Raw genomic sequence first — 19,855 nt, 5'->3', positions numbered from 1 at the left:
GCAACTGATCGACCCCTCGAATTTTGTGATCGCCGTTTCCGGCCGGCGCGCTCGGGTACCCGGCCAGAGCGCAGCGGCACACCGACTGGTGTCCGCCACCGCGGAGGAGGAACATGGCAGAGGACGTCGCGGACTTCGTGTTGAAGCGCTTGCGCGAATGGAACGTCGAGCAGGTGTTCGCCTACCCGGGCGACGGGATCAACGGCCTGGTGGCCGCTTTCGGAAGATCCGACAACAAGCCGCAGTTCATCCAGGCTCGACATGAGGAGATGGCCGCCTTCGAAGCGGTCGGCTACGCAAAGTTCTCCGGTCGCGTCGGCGTCTGCATGGCCACCTCGGGGCCGGGAGCGGTACATCTGCTCAACGGTCTGTACGACGCCAAACTCGACCGTGTCCCAGTGGTGGCGATCGTCGGCCAGACCGCGCGCAGCGCCATGGGCGGGAGCTACCAGCAGGAGGTCGACCTCCAGTCCCTGTTCAAGGACGTGGCGAGCGAATACCTGGCCGAGGTCAACGTGGCCAACCAGCTGCCGAACGCGCTGGACCGTGCCATCCGCACCGCGCTCACCCGTCGCGCCCCGACGGCGATCATCATCCCGGCCGATCTGCAGGAAGAGCCCTACGAGGCACCGGGACACAAGTTCAAGCATGTGCCGTCGAGCACCCCGGGCTACGAGCACCCGATTGTGGTGCCCCATGACGACCAGGTGCGCCGGGCCGCCGACATCATCAACGCCGGAAGCAAACTGGCCATCCTGATCGGGCAAGGGGCACGCTCGGCTGCCACCCAGGTGCAACAGGTCGCCGAACTCACCGGCGCCGGCGTGGCCAAGGCCCTGCTGGGCAAGGATGTGCTCTCCGACGACCTGCCGTATGTCACCGGTTCGATCGGACTTCTGGGCACCCGCCCCAGTTATGAACTGATGCGCGACTGCGACACCCTGCTCATCGTCGGGTCGAACTTCCCGTACAGCCAGTTCCTGCCGGAATACGGGCAGGCACGTGCCGTTCAGATCGACATCGACGGCACCGCGATCGGCATGCGCTACCCGACCGAACTCAACATCGTCGCCGACGCGGCGTCGACGCTGGACGGGTTGATCCCGTTGCTCGAACGCAACGAAGATCGGACCTGGCAGGAGACGATCGAGAAGAACGTCGCCCGCTGGTGGGAAACCATCGAGCGGCAGAGCATGTTGTCCGCCAAGCCGGTGAACCCGATGCGCGTCGCCTGGGAACTGTCCGAACGGCTGCCTGCCAACGCGATCGTCACCGCCGACTCCGGATCCTCGACCAACTGGTATGCGCGCTGCGTACGTTTCCGCAACGAGGTGCGCGGGTCGCTGTCAGGGACGTTGGCCACCATGGGCCCCGCGGTGCCGTATGCGATCGGCGCCAAGTTCGCCCACCCCGACCGGCCGGTGATCGCCATGGTCGGCGACGGCGCGATGCAGATGAACGGTTTGGCCGAACTGCTGACGATCAGGCGCTACCAGGAACAGTGGACCGATCCGCGGCTGATCATCTGTGTTTTCCACAACAACGACCTCAACCAGGTCACCTGGGAGCTGCGCGCCATGGGTGGCGCACCGAAGTTCGAGGAATCACAAACCATTCCCGAGGTTTCCTATGCCGAGGTGGCCCGCGTGATGGGGCTGCAGGCCATCGCCGTGGACAACGAGGACGACATCGGCGCCGCGTGGGATCGGGCGCTGGCCGCCGACGGCCCCATGGTGCTGGACATCCGATGTGACCCCGAGGTGCCGCCGATACCGCCGCACGCCACCTACGAGCAGGCCAAGGAGCTGACCTCGTCGATCCTCAAGGGTGACCCGGCGGCCTGGCATCTGATGGTCCAGGGCGCCAAGACCAAGGCGCAGGAGTTCGTCCCGCACCGCGGCTGAGGCTGCGGGGCCTCGGGGGCTCACGCAGCTTTCGCGGCGCCGACTCCGAGCACCTCGTCGTAGTGGCCGAGCAGTTCGTCGCAGATCACCGGCCAGGTCCGGCCGAGCACACTGCGCCGAGCCGCCAATGAGTACCGACGGCGTTCGGCCACCAGGTGGTCGACCGAGTCCGCCAACCGGCCTTCGAACTCGTCGACAGGCAGCAGCAGGCCGGTGCGGTAGGGCGCGACGAGGTCGCGTGGTCCGCCGGCGTCGGGCGCGATGACCGGCAGCCCCGAGGCCATCGCCTCCTGAACCGCTTGGCAGAACGTCTCGTGCTCACCGGGGTGCACGAAGACATCCATGCTCGCGTACGCGGCGGCCAGCGCCTCGCCGTACAGCGAACCGGTGAAAACCGCTCGGGGAAGCACGGATCGGAGTTTGGCGCGATCGACGCCGTCGCCGACGACGACGAGTTGCAGGTCATCACGGTCGGCGAGCGCCGCCAGTCGTTCCACGTGCTTCTCGGGTGCCAGACGCCCGACGAAGCCGACGATCGGCTTACCGTCCGGTGACCAGGACCGGCGTAGCTGCTCGTCACGCGCCGACGGCGCGAATCCGGTGACATCCACCCCGCGCGCCCACTTGTGCACGCGTGGGATGCGATGCGCAGCAAGGTCTTCCATCGCCGACGTGGACGGTGCGAGAGTGCGGTCGGCCCGCTTGTGCAGATGCCGGGTCCACGCCCACGCCGCACGGGAGGCGATCCCGATGCCGTAGCTGCTTGCAAAACCCGCGATGTCCGTCTGGAACACCGCGACAGTCGGCACTCCCAGGTAGCGCGCGGCGTGCAGACCGCCGTAGCCGAGCAGCGCGGGCGACGCCAGGTGGACCACGTCGGGATCGAACCCACGCAGCACGCCGACCAACCGCGGCCGCGGCACACCCAACGGCAGTGAGGTCACCTTGGGAAACATCCGCGACGGCACGCGGTGCACGCGGATCCCCTCGTACACCCTGTCGGCGGGGGCCTGCCCCCGTGGGGTGTCCGGGGCGATGACCAACACCTCATGACCGGTACGGCGAAGATGCTCGATCACCCGGAGCACCGAGTTGGTGACGCCGTTGACATTCGGGAGGAATGATTCTGCGACGATCGCGACCCGCACAACGCGACAGTGACATCACCATCTGTCGCCGAGGTTGCCAGAAGGGATATGCCACACGAATTGCCAGGCGCAACTAGTCTCTCGACATGCGGATTTCCAGAACCACCCTGGTCATCGGAATCCTCGGGCTGCTGCTAGCGGTCGTCGGCTGCACCAACCAGATCACCGGAACCGCCCTACGCGACCCCGCCAGGGCGCCATTGGCGCTGGCCGCCGACGGGTACGGGATCGTCGCCGGCTTCGACGACGCGACGGCACAGATCGAGATCTTCACCGAACCGCAGTGCCGGCACTGCGCCGACCTGCAACGCGACTTCGGCGACCAGCTGGCCTACCTCATCAACGTCGGCCGGCTCCAGGTCACCTACCGTCCGCTGACGTTCATGGACGACGACTACGACGGATACTCCTCGACGGTCGCCAACGCGATGTTCCTGGCCGCCCAACCGCCGGTGTCCGGAGCCGCCGCCGACGGCTCGCAGTTCCAGCGCTTCGTCGAAGAGCTATGGGCCAACCAGGATTCCGGCGGGCCGGCGTTCACTGCCGACGAACTCCGCGACATGGCGGCCGCCTCCGGATTGTCCGACGCCGTGGCGGATGCCGTCGCGGGTGACGAGGAGGCGGTTGACATCGCCGAGATGGAGGACAACAACTTCGGCTACCTGTTCGAGATCGACCCGCTGCAGACCGGCACCCCAACGGTTTACGACCTCAACGGCGGCGAAAAGCTCGACATCTACGACAACGACTGGCTCGACGAACTCGTCGCGTCCTGACCGGAGGTCACCTCGCGCCGGTCCAGGCGCCGTTCCAGCATCGCGGTCATACCGAGCGCCGCACCCGCCACCAGCCAACCGACGACCGCGATCGAGCCTGCGGGGATCACCGCCAGCGAGGCGTCGCGGTCGCGCACCCGCACCAGATCCGGATTGTTGGTGTCGTACTCGACGTAGATGCGCATCCCGGGTTCCAGCTCCGACGGGTACAACACGCCGAGCTCGGGACGGTAGGTCACCCGGTCGGGGGTGACGAACTCGATGGTCGAACGTCGCGGCCCGGCGTCGAGCACACTGGCTTCAGCCACCCCGAGGTGACGCTCGATCTGCCGGTCGTTGCGCCACGCGCCGAGCACCAGCAGCACCGACTGCAACGTCACCAGGCACGCCGCCACGACGATGCCGATCCGGATACGTCGCACGATCCGGCCGCCGCGTGTCTCCCCTGGCTCACCGTAGAGATGCGGAATGATCAGCCGCCACAACGCTTTCAACCGGGCCAGCGCTTCGCTCAGAGCTTCGCTCACAGTGAAGCCTTGATAGACGCATGCAACGCCCGCAACGACGACCTGTCGGCCTTCACCTCCAACACCCGCATCCCGTCACCCGGCTCGTCGAGGGCGTCGGCGAGTTCGCCGACCTCGATCTGGCGGCTCTCCACGTGGTAGGCCCGACACAGCGCGCCGACGTCGACGTCGTGAGGAGTGCCGAAGATGCGCGACGACACGTCGGCGAATCGCGAATCACCCTGCTCGAGCAGTTCGAAGATGCCGCCACCGTTGTCGTTGGAGACCACGATGGTCAGGCCCTGCGGTGTCGGCTCCGTCGGCCCGATCAACAGACCCGAGCTGTCGTGCACGAACGTCAGGTCGCCGAGAAGCGCGATGGTGCGGCTCCCGCCGGCACGTTCGAACGCCAGCGCCGCGCCGATCGCAGTGGACACCGTTCCGTCGATGCCGGCCACGCCGCGGTTGGAACGCACCTTCACCCCGGTGGCGTCGAACCCCACCAGGGCGATGTCGCGGACCGGGTTCGACGCGCCCAGCACCAGCTGGTCACCCGGCCGCACCGCATCCGCCACCGCCGCGGCGACGTGCAGGCCTGTGGTCAACGGATGGGCGGACAGTTGCTCGCGTACCGCAGTGACGGCATGGTGGTTGCCCTCCTTGCAGCGACGGAGCCAGTCCGGCGACGGCGTGCCGGTGGTGACCGCGCGGGTGCCGGTCGCCTGCGAGTTGCCCGACACATCGGGCCACCGCGGGCCGGTGGTCAGCGCGAAGACCGGCACCGAGGAGTCGGCGAGCAGCGCCGAGACCGGGCGGTGCAGTGTCGGACGGCCCAGCATGATGACCTGTTTGGGGCGCAGCAGCGGCAACGCTAACGGATGCAGCGGGTTGCCCGCGGGCGGCGCCGTCGGCTCGGCGACCGTCGGCAGATGGTCCAGGTTCGGATGCACGCCGGCGCCGTGTCCGGCGATGACCACCGTGTCGGGGGTCAGGTCGATGTCCAGCGGCTGGTCGAACGTCACCGGCGGCGTGTAGGTCCACGGCCTGCCGCCGGGACGGCCCTCGGGAGCGTACTGCCGGCCCGGCTCGTCGGCGTCGTCGGCGGCGGGCACCAGCGGCTCGCGCAGCGGGATGTCGAACTGCACCGGCCCGGCGTTGGCCGAACGAGATCCCATGGCCGCCACCAGAACCCGGCACGTCGCCGACCGCCACTGGGCGTTGAAGGTGTCGAGCTCACTCGACGCCCCGCGCAGGTCGGGTGCCAGACCCAGGCTGATGTTGGCACGCATCTGGGTTCCGAAGTATCCCAACTGCTCGAACGTCTGGTTGGCGCCGGTGCCCAGCAGTTCGTAGGGCCGGTTGGCCGACAGCACGATCAGCGGAACCCGGGCGTAGTTGGCCTCCACCACCGCCGGGCCCAGGTTCGCCACCGCGGTGCCCGACGTCATGGCGACACAGACCGGGGCCCGCTCCGCGGCGGCCAGCCCGATCGCCAGGAAGCCCGCGGTGCGTTCGTCGATGCGCACGTGCAACCGCAGCCGGCCGGCTCGGTCGGCGTCGTGCAGCGCAAACGCCAGCGGAGCGTTGCGCGACCCCGGACACAGCACGACGTCGCGGACACCGCCGCGGATCAGTTCGTCGACGACAACCCGGGACTGCGCCGTCGAGGGGTTCATCCCTACAGACTATCGGCGAAGAAATTCAGGACCGCGGTGTTGACGACCTCGGGCTTCTCGATGAACCCGAGGTGCCCGGTGCCGGGTATCTCGAGGAAACGCCCGTTGGGCAGCGCGTTGGCGACCTCGCGGCCCAAATGGGGCGGCAACACCACGTCATCGGCGAAACCGATGACCAGCGCCGGGGTGGTCACGTTCTGGTAAGCGGCCAGCCGGCTGTCCTGCGGGGCGATCCTCAGGTGGGTCCGCATACCGGGAGTCGGCTTCTGCGGCCACATCGTGAACATGTCGATCCAGTCACGCACCGCGCTGTCGTCGTTCAGCGTCTTCGGTGAAAAGCTCTCCAGCAGACGGACTTTCGCCTCGAATTCGACGGGTAACTGAATGCCGGACTCGGCCAGCGCCAGCTCACCCTTCCAGAAGAAATCACGCGAGCGGTCGTGGCGGCCACGGGTGGCCATCAGCACCGCCGATCTCACCAGTTCGGGGCGGGCCACCATCAGCTCCTGGGCGATGTAGGAGCCCATGGACACCGCGACGATCCGGGCCGGACCGAGGTCTAGCTTCTCGATCAGATCGGCGACATCGCCGACCATCGTCTCGGTGGTGAACCCTTCGGCGTTCTCGGTGGCGCCGACCCCGCGGTTGTCGAATGTCACACAGCGGTAGCCGGCTCGGGTGAAGACCGGCACCTGATGCAGGTGCCAGGTGCGACCCGCACCGCCACGACCTGCGATGAACAGCACCGGCTCCCCCGAGCCGCGTTCGTCATAAGCCAAATTCACCCCGACGACGGTACTTCGATTGTCGTTGAGACTGCATCACGGGTGGTGAATCGCCGGAAAACTCCACCGTGGACGCAGCCTCAATGGGGCGCGGGTCGCTTGGCACGCCGAATTCGCTGAAGAGCAGCGTCCCACAGCAGGCCGGTGCTCGCCGCCAGCGCCGCGGGCTTGGCCAGCTCCTTGGACATCATCGCGGTGGCCAGCGCCTTGGTGCTCGCCGAGGCCTTCGACATGTGGCCGGAGTCGAACGGTGGTTGCGGGTCGTACTCCATGGACAGCTGGATGGCCTTGGCCTTGCCCTCGCCTGCGATGCGGCCCGCCAGCCACAGTCCGAGGTCGATCCCGGCCGACACCCCGGCACAGGTGACGGTCTTGTCGTCGGCGGACACGATGCGTTCGTCGTTGACCGGTTGCGCGCCGAACGTGCGCAGCACCGGCAACGCCGCCCAGTGCGAGGTGGCCCGCTTGCCCTCGAGCAGGCCCGCGGCCGCCAGGATCAGCGAGCCCGAGCACACCGACGCCGTCCACGTCGAGGTTTGATGGGCGGTGCGCACCCAGTCGAGCACCTTCGGGTCGCGGGCGTGCTCGACGGTGCTGAATCCGCCCGGGATCAGCAGCACGTCCGGCGAGGGGGTTTCATCGAACGAATGGGTGGCGCCGACGAGCAGCACCGCCGAGTCCGCGGCGACCGGCCCCGGCTGGTGCCACACGAACCGGACCTCGGCGCTGGGCAGGTAACGCAGACTCTCGTAGGGGCCGATGAAGTCCAGTGCGGTGAACCCCGGGTACAGCATGATCGCGATCTGCATGGTCGATCTCCTTGTCGTGTCAGGCGAATGTCTTGCGGTACTGATCCGGCGAGATACCGAGACGACGGACGAAGTTGCGGCGCAACGTCTCCGCAGAACCGAAACCGCACCGCGCGGCGATGACCGTCACGGTGTCCTCACTTTCCTCGAGCTGGCGGCGGGCGGCTTCGGTGCGGATCCGTTCCACGTAGGCCCCGGGCGCCTCACCGACCTCCTCGGTGAACACCCGGGTGAAGTGCCGGGGACTCATCGCCGCACGGCGGGCCATCTCGGAAATGCTGTGCACTCCTGCGGGTTCGGCTTCGATCGATTCCTGCACGTCGCGGATCGGCGTGCGGCGGGCGCGTGGCATCCACACCGGCGCGGCGAACTGGGTCTGCCCACCCGGGCGACGCAGGTACATCACCAGATAGCGGGCGACGGTCTGTGCGGCGTCGGTGCCGTGGTCGTCCTCGACCAGCGACAGCGCCAGGTCGATCCCCGCGGTGACCCCCGCCGCGGTCCACACCTTCTCGGAGCTGCGGACGAAGATCGGATCGGGATCCACGGTGACCAACGGGAATTCGGCTGCCATCTGCGGGGCGAACGCCCAGTGTGTGGTGGCCACGCAGCCGTCGAGCAGCCCGGCCGCAGCGGCCAGCACCGCCCCGGTGCAGACGCTGACCACGCGCCGGGCGTGCCCGGCCACCGTCGATATCCAGTCGAGCAGTTCGCCGTCGTGGCGGGCGGTCTCGGTGCCCCAGCCACCCGGAAGCACCACTGTGTCCACGGCCTCGCGGGGGTCCGGCAGCGGCTCGGCGACCAGCGTCAGCCCGGTGCCCGTGCTGACCGGTGCTCCTCCGGAGGACACGATGCGCACGGTGTATCCCTCGGCCCCCTGGGCGCTCACGTACAGCGACGCGCCGGTGAACACCTCGAACGGGCCCACCATGTCGAGCGCCTGCACACCTTCGAACCCGAGGATGAGCACCGTGCGCGGCATGGTCCCAGTGTTGGCCAGTCAGCCGATGGCGTCCAGGCCATGCATCCCACAGATCAGGACAACAGCGGGCGGCACGCCCGGATCCGCTCGATCCACCACTGCCTGCGCTCGGGTGGCGCCGCGAGTGCTTCCAGGCGCGCCGGGTCGGGCGTCACCGTCGTGACGGGCAGGTGACCGTCGACGGGCGCCACCGGCTCGGCGACGTCCTCGACGAACAACCCCCCGGTGCCCAGGCCGCACGCATAGGGCAGGTCGGGCAGGCAGCCGGCGGCGACGAGCCCGGCGCCGATGCCCACCGCGGAGTCCAGGGCGCTGGAGACGACGATCGGGATGTCGATCTGGCCGGCAATGGCCAGCATGGCGCGCACTCCGCCCAGCGGCGCCACCTTGAGCACCGCGATGTCGGCGGCGCCGCAGCGGACCACGTGCAGCGGATCGTCCGCCTTGCGGATGCTCTCGTCGGCGGCGACGGGCACCTCGATGCGGCGCCGGACCTCGGCGAGTTCGGGGACGGTCCGGCAGGGCTGTTCGAGATACTCCAGCGGGCCGTCGACGGTGAGCGCGTGTGCCGCGGCGACCGCGTCGTCCACATCCCAGCCGCCGTTGGCGTCGACCCGCACCGTCGGCACCAGAGCACGCACTGCGTTGACCCGCGCCACGTCGTCGGCCAGCGACTGCCCGGGTTCGGCGACCTTCACCTTCGCCGTCCGCGCACCGGGAAAACGTTCCAGCACTCCGGCGACCTCGGCGGCGGCGACGGCGGGCACCGTGGCGTTGATCGGGATGCGGTCCCGACGCACGTCGGGCCGGGCGCCGTAGGCCGCCTCGAGGCCCGCGGCGAGCCAGTGCGCGGCCTCTGGCGGCTCGTACTCGACGAAGGCGCCGAACTCACCCCACCCGGCAGGGCCGTCGATCAACGCCACCTCCCGAGTGGTGATGCCGCGAAACCGCACCCGCATCGGCAGCGCGACAACGTGCAGCCGCTCGAGCAGGTCGGACAACTCCACCGCCACGTCGGCGGTCACCCCGGACTCTTCAGCAGCGCCTCGGCGGTGCGCCTACCGCTGACCAGCGCGCCCTGGATGGAAGCGGTGTCGCGGTGGTCCCCGCACACCCATCGGCCGTCGCCGAGGCGTACCGGACGGCGCACCGCCAGCGGCGGCTGCTGGGCAGGCAACGCGTTCGGGACGACGTGGCGGACCAGCAAGCTCCAGCGCGCGCCATCGGTGCCGAGGATGCCGGCGGCGTGGCGGCGGATCACCGACTCGTCGGGTGCGGATCCGTCCGTCCCCAGCAGCGCCGACGCCGCGACCAGGTGCCGACCCGGCGGCGCGTAGCTCGGGGCGGCCGCACTGATGACTGCGGTGTTGACCACCGGCCCGGCCGTCTCGCGACCGTCGACCCACAGCATCGGCGGATCGGCGGGCGCGTCGTCGGTGGCCCACCAGTCGGTCACCACGCCGTGCATTGCAGGCGCGGGCAGCCCGGCCAGGTCGGCAGCGGTCCCCGGATCGGTGGCGATCACCACCTGGTTCGCCCGCACGGTGCCCGCACCGCCGGTCACCCGCCACCGGCTGCCCTCGCGACCCATGTCGACGACGTTGTGCTGCACAGAGATTCGGTCGTCGATCGGAGCAGCGAGCAGTCGCGGCAGCGCCTGCATACCCTCGGCAGGCAGCGCCGGAACCCCGAGCACGAACATCCGCAGCAGCAACAGCACAAACGCGTTGGAGGTCTCACCCGAGCCCTCGAGGAGCACCCCCGCCAAGAATCGGTCGATCACCCGCCGCAGTTCACCGCGAACGCCCGCCGCATCCAGGGCGCTGCGCAGCGAGCAGTCGTCAACGGTCAACGTCAGCGCGCGCGGCCGCAGGGCGGGCGCCGCCCACCGCGCCGCGGCCACCAGGTTGCGCAGCCCCAGCCCACCTCGGCTCAGCATCGCCGGCACCCTGGCCGGGGCCCGCAGCGGGTGGACCCACACCGTCGAGCCGTGTTCGCGGCGCACCGCCACCCCCGGCCCGAAGGCTTGTAACCGCAGCGTGTCGACGTCGACGGCCCGGCCCAGTTCAGGGTAGGCGGGGTTGAGCACCTGGAAGCCGCGATCGCAGCGGAAGCCGTCGATGACGTCGGTGCGGACCCGGCCGCCGACGACGTCGGAGGCTTCCCACACCCGCACCTCACGCCCCGCGGCGGCAAGCACCCCGGCACAGCGCAACCCGGCCAGCCCCGCGCCGATCACCAGTACGTCGACATCGTCAACACTCATTGCAGCCCACGGCTTCTGGTCGTCTCCACCGGTCGCGCCCGGTTCGGGCCGGACGCCTGTTCCCCCACGCTACCAACGCCGGCCGACGGGACTGCCCTGCGAGCGGTGGGGGTATCGCCCCGCGCTGATGTCCTTTTCGGTGCGTTCCATTCGTCTTCTTGATGTGATTCCACTTCGGGGTCGCATCAACGACGTCACACTCAACAACAAGGAGCACACCATGCCGCAGTACGCCGCAATCACCTACACCGCAGACGTCGACTGGACCGCACCCGAGCAGGCGGCCGAGATGGCCGAATACGGCAAGTTCGGCGCGGCACACGCCGACAAGATCCGTGGCGGCGCCGCGCTGTATCCGACCGCCACGGCCACCACTGTCCGGGTCACCGGGGCCCGCGGCGGCGACGTCGTCCTCAGCGACGGCCCCTACGCCGAAACCAAGGAAGCACTCACCGGCTTCTTCTTGATCGAGGCCGCCGACCTGGACGAGGCCTTGCGGACCGCCGCGGAGATCCCCGCAGCGTGGGGCGGCGCCGTCGAGGTGCGCCCCGTCATCGAGTTCGAGGGTTGAGCTTCGAGGGGTGAGCGCTGCCGATACCCGGCTGGCCGAAACGATCCGTGCCGAGGGCGCGTGGATCCTGGCCACGCTGGTTCGCACCGTCGGCGACCTGCACCTCGCGGAGGACGCAGTGCAGGAGGCCGCCGCCCGCGCGTTGCGGCAGTGGCCGGTCACCGGAGTACCCGACTCGCCGCGCGCCTGGCTGACCGTCACAGCCCGGCGGGCGGCCGTCGACGTCATCCGGCGAGAGGGTGCTCGGACCGCGAAGGAGCGTGCGGCCATGGAACCGCACTTCGAGGACGAGCCACCCGGACATGTGGTCGACGACGACATGTTGCGGCTGTTGTTCACCTGCGCCCACCCCGCGCTGGCTCTGGAGGCCCAGGTGACGTTGGCGCTGCGGGTGCTGTGCGGGCTGTCGACGGCCCAGATCGCCGCGGTCTTGCTGAGCACTGAATCCGCGGTGGCCAAGCGGTTGACCCGCACCCGTGCCAAGATCGCACGCGCTGCGATCCCCTACCAGGTGCCGTCCAGCGACGAGCTGCCGCAACGCCTCTCGGCGGTGTGCGCCGTGATCTACACGCTGTACACCAGCGCGCACACCGCGTCCGGGGGCAGCGAGCTCATCGATGTGGACGGCTGCCGGGAAGCGGTCCGGCTGGCACGGCTGGTCTGCGCGCTGATGCCCGATGAGGGGGCTCCGATGTCGGTTCTTTCTCTGATCCTGCTGACCGAGGCCCGGCGCGGCGCCCGCACCGATGCCGACGGCAATCCCGTCGTGCTGGCCGAGCAGGATCGTGCCGCGTGGGATGCGGTGGCGATCGACGAAGGGTGCTCACTGCTGGCCGACTCGTTGCGGCGCTCCGGCGGTGTCGCCGACCCCTATCAGTTGCAGGCGGCGATCGCCGCAACACACGCCGCCGCGGCGTCCTACCCGGACACCGACTGGGACGAGATCGTGCGGCTCTACGACCTGCTCATCGACGTGGCGCCGAGTTCCTCCGCCAGGCTGGCCCGGGCCGTCGCCGTCGCAGAAGCCAGGGGGACACCCGCGGGTCTGGCCGCACTGGCCGGTCTCGAGCCCGACCACCGCTTGCGTACGGTTCGCGCCGAATTGCTGGCCCGCGACGGACGCTTCGTCGAAGCGATCGACGAGATGACGGCCTCGTTGTCGGGCGGTATCAGTGACCCCGAGGCCGACCATCGGCGGCGTCTCATCGCGCAGTGGACTCGGCGAGTTGTTTGATCCCGGCAACTGTCGCGGTCATCGCCTGTTCGAAGCTGCGCAACCGGTTGCTGACGATCTGTTCGCGGCGGTGTGGTTCGCGCTCGATCATCATCGTCACTCCCGAGGGGCCGGGTCCGATGACCGCCGTGTATCGCAGCATCGTGGCGGCCGGCTCCGTCTGCGTCAGATCGAAACGCCAAGTGGCGGCCGGGGCGTCGAGGTTCCCGACAGCCCACCCGAATACTCGCGGCGGGTCGAAGTCGACGACGCACGACTGCGTCGTCCAGGTGCCCACCATGGGGTGAGTATTGGTGCCGAGGAACCGCGCGCCGAGGCGAGGCGCATCGCCGTCGACCCACTCGACCGTCTGCAACTCGTCGCTGAACCCCGGCATCAGCGTGATGTCGGAGGCGAACCGCCAGACGCGCTGTACCGGGGCAGAGACCTCGGTGCGGACACTGACCGTCGGCCGGTTCATCTCGCCACGCTACAACGCTGCGGAAAGAACCCATCCGCATCAGCGGCGGTGACGAATACACCACCGGGCGAGGGTTCCGCGTGGTGACGTGGGTAGCCAGCCCGTCGAGAAGGGAGTGTGCCATGAACCGCATCGTGAAGATCGTCGGCCAGATCGGTGAGTCCGCGTTGTCGATCGTCGGTATCCGCGCGGGTACCGAGGAACCGCACCACCTCCGGCGGCCGTTGGCCGATGGCGTGGAGATCCGGCAGTACGGGCCGCGCATAGCCGCCGAGACCACCGTCAAAGGCGACAAGCAGGCCGCGCTGAACACCGGCTTCCGCCGGCTGGCCGGCTACATCTTCGGCGGCAACCACCACGACACCGAGATCGCGATGACCGCCCCGGTCAGCCAGCAGTCGGCGGGCGAGGACATCGCGATGACCGCTCCGGTCTCGCAGACCGGCAACGCCGAGGAGGGCTGGACGATGCGCTTCTTCATGCCCTCGAAGTGGTCGATGGAGACACTGCCGGAGCCCGACGACGACACGGTGCGGCTGGTCCCAGTGCCCGCGGAGACGATGGCAGTGCTGCGGTTCAGCGGCGACCGTGGCCCGAAGGCCGTTGCGGCCGCCACCGAACGGCTGCACAAAGCCCTGGGCGACAACGGCGTCGAACCGAGTGGCGATGTGGTGGCGTGGTTCTACGACCCGCCGTGGACGCTACCGTTCCGGCGGCGCAACGAGGTTGCGGTACCGGTCAAGGCCTAGACCGTCGTGCGGTCGCGCCCGTCCCAATGAGGTTTGCGCAGGTCCTTTTTCAAGATCTTGCCGGTGGGGTTGCGCGGCAGCTCGTCAGTGATGTCGACGGTCTTGGGGCACTTGTAGGCCGCCAGCCGCTCGCGCGCGAACGCGATGAGGTCGGCCTCGCTGGCCTCACCCTCCACCACAACGACCGCCTTGACGACCTCGCCCCACCGCTCATCGGGCACACCGATGACCGCCACCTCGACGACGGCGTGGTGTTCGGCCAACACCCGCTCCACCTCGATGGAGTAGATGTTCTCGCCGCCGGAGATGATCATGTCCTTGAGCCGGTCCTCGACGAAGATGTAACCACCCTCGTCGACGCGGCCGACGTCACCGGTGCGGAACCAGCCGTCGTCGGTGATCGACTCGGCCGTCGCCTCGGGCTTGTTGTGGTAGCCCTTCATCAACTGCGGTGAGCGGAACCACAATTCACCCTGCTCGCCGGTGGGGACGTCTTCGAGGGTGTCCGGGTCGACGACGCGGACCTCGGCGTGGGGCACCAGCGTCCCCGCGCTCGTCAGCCGCTCCGGGTGGTCTTCGGCGCGGTGCGCCTCGGGCATCAGATGGCTGATCACCCCGCACAGTTCCGTGAGTCCGTAGGCCTGGATGAAATCGGTGTTCGGCCAGGCCTCGAGCGCCGACCGCAACAGGGGCAGCGGCATCGGCGACGCACCGTAGCCGTAGGTCTTGAGTGCGCCGAACAACTTGACGGCGTCCTCGCCGGATTCCAGCACCTTGGCCAGCACCGCGGGCACCAGGAAGGTGCGGTTGGCGCCCTTGAGGATCGCCCCGGCCAGCGCGGCACCGTCGACCTCGCGGGTCATCACGCTCGGAACTCCGTCGTGGATGCCGAACTGCACGTACGACGAGCCGCCCACGTGGAACAGCGGCATCGACACCATGTTCTTGTCACCCTCGTCGAACTCGAAGCCTTCGTGGGCGTTCACGGTGTGGGCGATCATGTTGGCCTGGGTGAGCTCCACGCCTTTCGGCCGTCCGGTGGTGCCCGAGGAGTACATGATGATCGCGACGTCACCGGGGTCGACGTCGTCACCGCGTTCGGCCGGCGTCGCGGCTTCCAGCATGGCCTCGTACTCGTCGTCACCCTCGGGGCTGACGGCGATGACGTGCTCGAGGCTGGTGAGCTTGTCGCGGATCTTGTCGATCGCGGGCTTGAACTCCGTCCCGACGATCAGCACCTTGGCCCCCGAGTCGTTGAGGACGTAGTCGAGTTCGTCGGCGGCCAACCGGAAGTTGACGATCGCGTTGGCGGCACCGAGCGACGCCGCAGCGAACGTCAGCTCGACGCACGCGGGGTGGTTCTTGTCGAGGAACGCGACGACGTCGCCGCGCTGGACGCCGCGCTCCTTGAGCGCACCAGCCAGCCGTCGCACGCGGTCGTTCCACTGCGCCCAGGTCCAGGACCGATCGAGGTAGTCCATCGCTTCGGCATCGGGCGTGGTGGCGGCCCAGTGCGCTACGCGGTCGTCGAGGAATCGGGGTTCGGGCAGATCAGCCATGGTCAGAAGCGTGCCACGCCGACGCTCGCCGCTGTCCGGTTTCGCTCAATCATGCAGATGTGATCCACAGTTTCATCCTTCCATGCTGGCCGGAGCCAGAAATATCGCCGTCAACTCGTTGCACATCAAATTATGTGAACGCCCATTCCGATCAGTGTACGAGTGGTGCGAGGTAGGTCCGCGCGTAGCGGGCCACCGCATCGTCGTCGGTGACGTCGAGGACGTTCGTGGGGACCTGAACCAGCGACGCGGCCAGCCGGATGTGCGCCTCGGCGATGGCCAGCAGTTCGTCGTCGGGCATCGTCGCACCGGCCGCCCGCAGCGCCTTGGCCATCGCCGTCGCCGCACTGATCAGGAACAACCGCGCCTCGGCGACCATCTCGGTGGTCGCAGCGAACTCGCCGTCGAGTTGCAGGAACCGGCGCATCACCGGCTCTCCGGTGAGCAGCCGGACCCCTTCGCGGAACGCGGCCACCGAGGCGGCCTGTGGCCCGGAGTCGATGGCCACGGTCTGCAGCCGCGCCATCGCGAACTCGAAGGTCTGACGGCCCAACTCGGTGATCAACGCGTCCCGGCTGGGGAACCGGCGGTACAACGTGCTGCGGCTGACCCCGGCCTGCCGGGCCACCACGTCCATGCTCAGCCGGCCGATGCCCACCAGCGCGACCTCTTCGGCAGCGGCCTTCAGAATCGCCGACTCCTGCTCGGTGCGGCTGTCGGTGTTGCGGATTCTTCGCATGGCCGCCTCAGCCCACCGGGCAACTGCCCGCCGGTGGAGCGAACGACTCCAGCCCCACCGAACGGTGCAGGCGCACCAGCTTCTCGTATTCGATGCGGTTGCGGGCCAACGGGATCAGCAAGACCCGGTCGGGAAGGGTGCGCCACGCCAGCTGGAGTAGCCGGGTGTAGAGGGCGAACTCCCGGTCATGGCGGCTCCGCCAGTCGAACCCGGTGAGCTCACGTACCCCGGGATGCAGGATGCCGAACGAGCACACTTTCACGACACGTCCGGCCAGCGGACGAAGCACCAGCCAGGACGGAGTGAGCGCCAGCCGCAGCGCCGGCGGGAGGACCAGCGTCGGCAGCGGCAACCGGGTCAGGTTCTCGGTGACCCGGCGCAGAAACGGATTCGCCGCCAATTCACCGTCGACCATGGCCTCGTAGTACTCGACCGCCTCGGCGTAGCTGGCGGGGAGTTTGGCGTTCTTGCTCGGCAGCTCCAGCGCGCGGAACGAATCGAGGAGCTGTTGGTAGGCGACGGCACGCTCGTCCTCGGTCAGCGTGATGCCGGTGCACGGCGTGAAGGAGTTGAGCACCAGCATCAAACCGCTGACCGCGATCCAGTTCCACAGTTTCGGATCCAGCGCGCTGTATCGGACGTCCGCGAACTCTCCCTTGCCGCGCCCGTGCACGTCGCGATGCAGCGTCTTGAGCCGTTCCCCCTCGGCGGCGCGATCGGCGGCGTCGCCCCAGATCGCCAGGAATGTCGAAAAGCCGCTGCGCACACCACGGTCGGCGAAGTTCGCTTCGAACCGTCCGGTCTTGTCGACCGCGGCGGCCACCGGCACAAGCGCCACTTCGTCGAACGCGGCCGCGCCGAAGAAGCCACCCAGCACGCTGCCCGAGTGCTTGCGGAACTCGTTGATGACCTTAGGTCGGACCTCGGGCGGGACCTGCTGAGCAGCATCCTCGATGACCGCGACCATGTGGCGCCTCCCGACGTCGTTGTTGACACAAAGGCTAGTCCTTTGTGTCAATGTGTCAAGGCCGCCGCCAGATCTGCGATCGATTCTCTCGGTGGTCATCAACATTCACTTACAGCCAAGCCGTCGGGACGCGAGCGTGCTCGCGAGGCTGGACACCATGTGGTGGACTACCTGGCCCGCAGGCTGTTCAAGCGACAGCGGCAGCCCGGCTACGCGATGTGGAAGGGGCCTCGCGAGCATCGCGAATCAGTGCGCCGAAGTGACGAATGGCCATTAACATAAGACGGTAAAGCCACCATCGGGTCGGCGCGACTGGAGTGCACATGTGCGATGCGATCGGAGTCGGCCAGCTGCGTGGCGATGCGCGAAACTACATCGAGCGGGTGGCGGCAGGAGATTCGTTCAACGTGTTGAGGCGTGGGCGGCCGGTCGCGCGTCTACAGGCCGCGCACGATCGCCACCACAGGCTGATCCCGGTGTCGCTCGACGAGTTTCGCAGGCGCACCGGACGACTACTCGACCGCATCGAGGCCGGTGAGACGATCACCATTGAACTGCGGGGTGAGACGATGGCGGCGATGCGTCCGTGGACGGATGCGCCACGACCGAAGCCGGCCAGGATGTCCCCGCCGCGGCCGAGGCCCACAGGGCGGTAAGACACGGGTCGGCTCGGCCGGTGGACACAGCCGCAGTCAAGCGCCGTCGCAGACCCCGGAATCGCGGATAGCCCTGCCGTAGACATTCAGGGTCGCCGTGTTGGCGTTGATCTGACCCGACGGAACCCGCCGTGCGATCTTGTCGCTGATCTGGGTCAGCTGAAACCACAGCCGGTAGATCGAGTCCCCGTGGAACAACGGCGAATACTCGCTCAGATCCGGGTAGTTCACGATGAACAACGTGTGCGCACGCGGTTTCAGGAAGGCCGCCGATTGGTCGAGGTTGGCGAGCACGAAAGCACCGGCCTCCCGGACACCGGTCGCCGACCAGTCGTCATGGTGGTCTCCGAGAAATTGCTGAAACCCAAGGGCCTGCTGCCACAACTGGTCGTACTGGGCGTTGAACCATTGACAGGATTCCCGCTGGGCGATGATCTGCTCAGGTGTCACCCGGGACCGCCAGACGTCATACGGGAACACTGTGTAGTCAGGCGACCAGTCCGACGGGTACGGGGTGAACGGCGGCAGCGACGGAGTGACTCCGTCCTGCCCGGGTTCCGCCGAACTCACCGGTGCTGCCACCAGCAGCAGCAGCGCCAGAACCAGCGACATACAGCGGGCGCGATTCCCGAACATGCTCAGGAACCGCCGAATTCTGGACGCAGCACCGGCGCCAGCGCAGCCAGCGGGATATGCGCCTGCACGGTCCCGCCGTCCATCGACCACTGCATCACCCCCGGCGTGAAGTTCGTGGGGGAATCCCGGCCCACGGGATAGTCCGGCATGTAGAGAATCAGCTCATCCGGGGTCAGCGCCCAGGCCTTGTAACCGCCGGAGTACACGTTGTCCGGCGTCCAACGGTCGACGACGAACGGGTAGCTGCCCGGCTCGTGCTGGGGCGGGGCCACGTCGAGCGCCTGCCTGACGAACGGCTCCGCCAGCGGTGGAATCACCACCAACGGATCCAGGCCCGACTTCACCACATCGGCCAGCTGCAGCTGCCGTCCGTTGGTCGTGTCGAACGTGAATGTGCGGTAGGCGTTGTTGAAGTCGGGACCGTCAGCGTGATAAGTCTCGCGATACACCAGGGTCATCGCACCGGCACGTCGGAATATCTGGTAGTTGCCTTCGCCGAAACTGTCGGTGACCATCTTCGCACCCGCGGTCCGCCAGTTGTCCACCAGCGTGCGCAGGTAGTCGCGGACCACGGGTCCGGCCACCGGGTCGTCGACGACCTCTGCCGGGATCGCCACCTTGATGTCGCGGATCGCCTTCCGGTCCGACAGCACCGAGGTGTGACAGTACTGGCCGTTCCAGGCGCCGCCGAGTTCCGAACAGAAGGTCTGCGCAGATGCCGCGGCTGTCGGTGCCGCAATCACGCCGGCCGCCAGCCCCACTGCCGCCGCTATCCCACTGAACCGCACCACGGACCATCCCACCTCAGGGAAGCTCGACTTTGCTTGCACGCCAACGCTCGTCGACGAACTCCATTGTCATCTTTATCCTGCTTCGATCGATACGCGGGTCGGGAATCGAAGAGTTGGACACCGACTGGTCGACGAACAGCAACACCACCACTTCGTCCGTCGTCGCCGATTGCACAGCTGACTCGACGACGACGCCGTGCGCGGCCGCCTCGTTGTCGATGAGCAACTGCCGCAACTCCACACTGGACTCGGAGTACATGTCCTTGAACTCACCGGTCGCGCCGTCGAGCACCCGGTCGAAGTTCTCGTCGACCCTGGCGGAGTCGATGCTCGTCAGTACCTGCGCGTACTCGACCGCAGCCGCCTGCGCCTGCTCCCCGGCACGTGCCACCTGCCGGTCCTGCCACAGTTGCCACCCCAAGAATCCCGACGTCGCAAATCCGCCGACGATCAGTACCGCCACCGCCGCGAAGACCAGACGACGCCGCCACGGCCTACGCTCGGCTGCAACACTTTCCGCACCGTCACTGCCGTCGTCGGTTCCGTCGTCGCCGACCTCGGTATCGGGTGCGGAATCGGATGTCTCGTCTTGGAGTTTCCGGTCATTCTCGACAGACACATTCATCTCGTGGCGACTTCCT

21 protein-coding genes are annotated in these 19,855 nt (G+C 68.1%); 6 read left to right on the top strand and 15 right to left on the bottom strand.

Translation table 11 applies throughout. The features are described 5' to 3' along the window. The first annotated feature begins 113 nt into the window (after positions 1 to 113). Positions 114 to 1,904 (top strand): thiamine pyrophosphate-requiring protein, encoded by a 1,791-nt coding sequence (locus G6N53_RS09010; protein ID WP_163888167.1) that lies wholly within the window; start codon positions 114 to 116, stop codon positions 1,902 to 1,904. Between the two features lie 20 nt (positions 1,905 to 1,924). Here G6N53_RS09010 and G6N53_RS09005 read toward each other — a convergent pair whose 3' ends face one another. Continuing rightward, complete coding sequence (locus tag G6N53_RS09005) at positions 1,925 to 3,052, bottom strand: glycosyltransferase family 4 protein (RefSeq protein ID WP_163888166.1); 1,128 nt, start codon at positions 3,050 to 3,052, stop codon at positions 1,925 to 1,927. Positions 3,053 to 3,138: 86 nt separating this feature from the next. On the opposite strand from G6N53_RS09005, the gene G6N53_RS09000 reads away from it, so the two are divergent. Continuing rightward, complete coding sequence (locus G6N53_RS09000; RefSeq protein ID WP_163888165.1) at positions 3,139 to 3,828, top strand: DsbA family protein; 690 nt, start codon at positions 3,139 to 3,141, stop codon at positions 3,826 to 3,828. Here the strand turns inward: G6N53_RS09000 and G6N53_RS08995 are convergent. From G6N53_RS08995 to G6N53_RS08965, 7 genes are all read right to left on the bottom strand, one after another. Beyond that, on the bottom strand, positions 3,789 to 4,355 hold the full coding sequence (locus G6N53_RS08995; protein WP_371870810.1) for a DUF3592 domain-containing protein: 567 nt from the start codon (positions 4,353 to 4,355) through the stop codon (positions 3,789 to 3,791). The genes G6N53_RS09000 and G6N53_RS08995 overlap by 40 nt on opposite strands. Continuing rightward, entirely contained in the window at positions 4,352 to 6,010 is a 1,659-nt protein-coding gene (menD, locus tag G6N53_RS08990; RefSeq protein WP_163888164.1) for a 2-succinyl-5-enolpyruvyl-6-hydroxy-3-cyclohexene-1-carboxylic-acid synthase, read from the bottom strand. The genes G6N53_RS08995 and menD overlap by 4 nt, the downstream gene beginning before the upstream one ends. Positions 6,011 to 6,012: 2 nt before the next feature. Beyond that, the gene (locus G6N53_RS08985) at positions 6,013 to 6,795 is read right to left on the bottom strand and encodes an alpha/beta fold hydrolase (RefSeq protein ID WP_163888163.1); all 783 of its coding nucleotides are present in this window, start codon (positions 6,793 to 6,795) and stop codon (positions 6,013 to 6,015) included. An 80-nt stretch (positions 6,796 to 6,875) separates the two neighbouring features. Beyond that, on the bottom strand, positions 6,876 to 7,604 hold the full coding sequence (locus G6N53_RS08980) for a DJ-1/PfpI family protein (protein WP_163888162.1): 729 nt from the start codon (positions 7,602 to 7,604) through the stop codon (positions 6,876 to 6,878). 19 nt (positions 7,605 to 7,623) lie between these two features. Next, positions 7,624 to 8,586, bottom strand: coding sequence for a GlxA family transcriptional regulator (locus G6N53_RS08975; protein WP_163888161.1), 963 nt, complete (start codon positions 8,584 to 8,586; stop codon positions 7,624 to 7,626). A gap of 53 nt (positions 8,587 to 8,639) precedes the next feature. Beyond that, a complete protein-coding gene (locus tag G6N53_RS08970) occupies positions 8,640 to 9,611 on the bottom strand; it encodes an o-succinylbenzoate synthase (protein WP_163888160.1) in 972 nt (323 codons plus the stop codon). Then, positions 9,608 to 10,852, bottom strand: a complete 1,245-nt coding sequence (locus G6N53_RS08965; protein WP_163888159.1) for an FAD-dependent oxidoreductase — start codon at positions 10,850 to 10,852, stop codon at positions 9,608 to 9,610. Before G6N53_RS08965 ends, G6N53_RS08970 begins: the two co-directional genes overlap by 4 nt. A 163-nt stretch (positions 10,853 to 11,015) precedes the next feature. Here G6N53_RS08965 and G6N53_RS08960 point away from each other — a divergent pair, with 163 nt between their 5' ends. Both G6N53_RS08960 and G6N53_RS08955 read left to right on the top strand, forming a co-directional pair. Continuing rightward, entirely contained in the window at positions 11,016 to 11,423 is a 408-nt protein-coding gene (locus G6N53_RS08960; RefSeq protein WP_237166464.1) for a YciI family protein, read from the top strand. A 10-nt stretch (positions 11,424 to 11,433) separates the two neighbouring features. After that, the gene (locus G6N53_RS08955) at positions 11,434 to 12,657 is read left to right on the top strand and encodes an RNA polymerase sigma factor (protein WP_163888158.1); all 1,224 of its coding nucleotides are present in this window, start codon (positions 11,434 to 11,436) and stop codon (positions 12,655 to 12,657) included. Here G6N53_RS08955 and G6N53_RS08950 read toward each other — a convergent pair. Then, entirely contained in the window at positions 12,626 to 13,117 is a 492-nt protein-coding gene (locus tag G6N53_RS08950; protein ID WP_163888157.1) for an SRPBCC family protein, read from the bottom strand. The genes G6N53_RS08955 and G6N53_RS08950 overlap by 32 nt on opposite strands. 122 nt (positions 13,118 to 13,239) lie before the next feature. Between G6N53_RS08950 and G6N53_RS08945 the strand changes: the two genes are divergently transcribed. Beyond that, complete coding sequence (locus G6N53_RS08945; protein ID WP_163888156.1) at positions 13,240 to 13,866, top strand: SOUL family heme-binding protein; 627 nt, start codon at positions 13,240 to 13,242, stop codon at positions 13,864 to 13,866. Here G6N53_RS08945 and G6N53_RS08940 read toward each other — a convergent pair. The 3 genes from G6N53_RS08940 to G6N53_RS08930 form a co-directional block, all read right to left on the bottom strand. Next, complete coding sequence (locus G6N53_RS08940) at positions 13,863 to 15,425, bottom strand: long-chain-fatty-acid--CoA ligase (RefSeq protein ID WP_163888155.1); 1,563 nt, start codon at positions 15,423 to 15,425, stop codon at positions 13,863 to 13,865. The two genes, G6N53_RS08945 and G6N53_RS08940, sit on opposite strands and share 4 nt — an antisense overlap. 151 nt (positions 15,426 to 15,576) lie before the next feature. Beyond that, positions 15,577 to 16,164 carry a TetR/AcrR family transcriptional regulator gene (locus G6N53_RS08935; protein WP_163888154.1) on the bottom strand — a complete coding sequence of 196 codons (588 nt, stop codon included), beginning with the start codon at positions 16,162 to 16,164 and terminating at the stop codon, positions 15,577 to 15,579. Between the two features lie 7 nt (positions 16,165 to 16,171). Beyond that, positions 16,172 to 17,131 (bottom strand): oxygenase MpaB family protein, encoded by a 960-nt coding sequence (locus tag G6N53_RS08930; protein ID WP_163888153.1) that lies wholly within the window; start codon positions 17,129 to 17,131, stop codon positions 16,172 to 16,174. Positions 17,132 to 17,454: 323 nt separating this feature from the next. Here G6N53_RS08930 and G6N53_RS08925 point away from each other — a divergent pair, with 323 nt between their 5' ends. Continuing rightward, positions 17,455 to 17,787: a type II toxin-antitoxin system Phd/YefM family antitoxin gene (locus G6N53_RS08925; RefSeq protein WP_163888152.1), complete on the top strand. Its 333-nt coding sequence runs from the start codon at positions 17,455 to 17,457 to the stop codon at positions 17,785 to 17,787. A 36-nt stretch (positions 17,788 to 17,823) separates the two neighbouring features. Here G6N53_RS08925 and G6N53_RS08920 read toward each other — a convergent pair whose 3' ends face one another. The 3 genes from G6N53_RS08920 to G6N53_RS08910 are packed head-to-tail and all read right to left on the bottom strand — an operon-like array spanning position 17,824 to position 19,839. Further along, positions 17,824 to 18,423: a hypothetical protein gene (locus G6N53_RS08920; protein WP_205390336.1), complete on the bottom strand. Its 600-nt coding sequence runs from the start codon at positions 18,421 to 18,423 to the stop codon at positions 17,824 to 17,826. A 2-nt stretch (positions 18,424 to 18,425) separates the two neighbouring features. After that, positions 18,426 to 19,214: a mannan-binding protein gene (locus tag G6N53_RS08915; RefSeq protein ID WP_163888151.1), complete on the bottom strand. Its 789-nt coding sequence runs from the start codon at positions 19,212 to 19,214 to the stop codon at positions 18,426 to 18,428. A 13-nt stretch (positions 19,215 to 19,227) separates the two neighbouring features. Then, entirely contained in the window at positions 19,228 to 19,839 is a 612-nt protein-coding gene (locus tag G6N53_RS08910; protein WP_163888150.1) for an Rv1363c family protein, read from the bottom strand. Between the last annotated feature and the right edge of the window lie 16 nt (positions 19,840 to 19,855).

Source organism: Mycolicibacterium hippocampi, assembly GCF_010723735.1.
In the GTDB taxonomy this organism is placed as follows: Bacteria; Actinomycetota; Actinomycetes; order Mycobacteriales; family Mycobacteriaceae; genus Mycobacterium; species Mycobacterium hippocampi.
This window is presented reverse-complemented; position numbering and strand designations above follow the sequence as displayed.

What these genes read in the sequence shown, in the direction of transcription:
- G6N53_RS09010 (WP_163888167.1), top strand. Translation starts at nt 114, where the DNA reads ATGGCAGAGGACGTCGCGGACTTCGTGTTGAAGCGCTTGCGCGAATGG.
- G6N53_RS09000 (WP_163888165.1), top strand. Translation starts at nt 3,139, where the DNA reads ATGCGGATTTCCAGAACCACCCTGGTCATCGGAATCCTCGGGCTGCTG.
- menD (WP_163888164.1), bottom strand. Translation starts at nt 6,010, where the DNA reads ATGAACCCCTCGACGGCGCAGTCCCGGGTTGTCGTCGACGAACTGATC.
- G6N53_RS08980 (WP_163888162.1), bottom strand. Translation starts at nt 7,604, where the DNA reads ATGCAGATCGCGATCATGCTGTACCCGGGGTTCACCGCACTGGACTTC.
- G6N53_RS08975 (WP_163888161.1), bottom strand. Translation starts at nt 8,586, where the DNA reads ATGCCGCGCACGGTGCTCATCCTCGGGTTCGAAGGTGTGCAGGCGCTC.
- G6N53_RS08965 (WP_163888159.1), bottom strand. Translation starts at nt 10,852, where the DNA reads ATGAGTGTTGACGATGTCGACGTACTGGTGATCGGCGCGGGGCTGGCC.
- G6N53_RS08950 (WP_163888157.1), bottom strand. Translation starts at nt 13,117, where the DNA reads ATGAACCGGCCGACGGTCAGTGTCCGCACCGAGGTCTCTGCCCCGGTA.
- G6N53_RS08945 (WP_163888156.1), top strand. Translation starts at nt 13,240, where the DNA reads ATGAACCGCATCGTGAAGATCGTCGGCCAGATCGGTGAGTCCGCGTTG.
- G6N53_RS08940 (WP_163888155.1), bottom strand. Translation starts at nt 15,425, where the DNA reads ATGGCTGATCTGCCCGAACCCCGATTCCTCGACGACCGCGTAGCGCAC.
- G6N53_RS08935 (WP_163888154.1), bottom strand. Translation starts at nt 16,164, where the DNA reads ATGCGAAGAATCCGCAACACCGACAGCCGCACCGAGCAGGAGTCGGCG.
- G6N53_RS08930 (WP_163888153.1), bottom strand. Translation starts at nt 17,131, where the DNA reads ATGGTCGCGGTCATCGAGGATGCTGCTCAGCAGGTCCCGCCCGAGGTC.
- G6N53_RS08925 (WP_163888152.1), top strand. Translation starts at nt 17,455, where the DNA reads ATGTGCGATGCGATCGGAGTCGGCCAGCTGCGTGGCGATGCGCGAAAC.
- G6N53_RS08920 (WP_205390336.1), bottom strand. Translation starts at nt 18,423, where the DNA reads ATGTTCGGGAATCGCGCCCGCTGTATGTCGCTGGTTCTGGCGCTGCTG.
- G6N53_RS08910 (WP_163888150.1), bottom strand. Translation starts at nt 19,839, where the DNA reads ATGAATGTGTCTGTCGAGAATGACCGGAAACTCCAAGACGAGACATCC.